General features: G+C 52.1%; 1 pseudogene. It reads right to left on the bottom strand.

Annotation, left to right across the window (positions count from 1 at the left end):
* Nucleotides 1-128: 128 nt before the first annotated feature.
* Nucleotides 129-1,205: pseudogene (ltrA, locus tag CSZ94_RS27275) on the bottom strand (group II intron reverse transcriptase/maturase); the annotation flags it as partial.
* Between the last annotated feature and the right edge of the window lie 128 nt (nucleotides 1,206-1,333).

The raw sequence follows: 1,333 nt of genomic DNA, 5'->3' as shown, positions 1-1,333 counted from the left end.
GCCATCACTTGGCGTGCCGCGAAAAACCAATTCGCCATTCTGTTCGCCGAGCGCTTTACGGCGCACCTGTGACCAAGCATTGAAATTAGCTAAATGACTCCGGACACACAAAAATCCTGACACTCCCCAGCAAACACCCAATTTCGGTCACCGACTGTCCGCCAGTATTTCTTGCGAATCCAATCAGCATCTTTGTTCGGGTGTCTGCGCTTGGCCCACCTCATCAGTCGCCAGAATAGCAGCGACTGCATATACGAGAACGCCTGCTTGGCCACTACGGGACTGTGATATTGCGCCCAGCCTCGTAGCATCGGATTCAGCAGCCGGATCAAATCTTCCTGCTTTGCCGTCAGTTGTGCGCCGATGACCTTCCTCACCTTTTCATAGAACGCCTTCACGTTTTTCTGACTCGGTTTGATGAGTAACTTTCCCTCGTATTTCCGGAAATTCCACCCAAGGAAGTCAAAACCTTGGTCAATATGTACGATATTGGTCTTGGCCTGCGACAGTCGCAACCCACGCTTTGCGAGGAATGCTTCTATCCATGGCCGGATTTCTGTTTCCAGCAACTCTTGTGAAGCACTGGTTACCACGAAATCGTCCGCGTATCGCACGACACCAACTTTTAGCTTTTGGAATTTCGACGTTCCGGATCGGGCACCGAGGTGTTCGATCAGTTCCGCTTCCAGTCCGTTCAGCGTCCAATTTGCCAATGCAGGGCTGATGATGCCGCCCTGCGGTGTTCCCGCTGTGGTTGCCAGCAATTGCGTCCGGTGAACCACCCCGGATTTCAACCACTTCCGAAGAATCGATTTATCCATGCAAACATGGTCAATCATCCAGTCGTGGTTGATGTTATCGAAGAAGCCTTCAATATCCGCATCCAGTACCCATTGGGCCGAAGTCCTCTGGGACATTCTTACGAATATCTGGCTCATTGCATCGGCCGTTGAGCGGCTTTTCCGAAAACCATAAGAATTCGGGTCACTCACCGTTTCCAATACCGGATCAAGGGCCAGCAAGTGCAACGCCTGCATGGCTCGATCTTTCATGGTCGGGATGCCCAGGGGGCGTTCCTTCCCATTGGCTTTGGGGATATAAACCCTCCGTAGTGGCAAGGGCCGATACCGACGTTTCTCCAACTGCGCAATCGCCGCAAATTTCTGCGACGGCGTTTCCCATAACTGCCGGTCTACGCCTGCGGTATGCTGTGGTCTAATTTGCCCGGACACCTCGATAGGTGGAAAATACACCATCTGAGGAGTAATACATGGCAACAAGAAAACGGAAGACATTCGACCCTAGCCTGAAGCTGGAAGTGGTTCGAATGATC

The organism is Janthinobacterium sp. ROICE36 (genome assembly GCF_002869965.1).
Lineage (GTDB): Bacteria > Pseudomonadota > Gammaproteobacteria > Burkholderiales > Burkholderiaceae_D > Janthinobacterium.
This window is presented reverse-complemented; position numbering and strand designations above follow the sequence as displayed.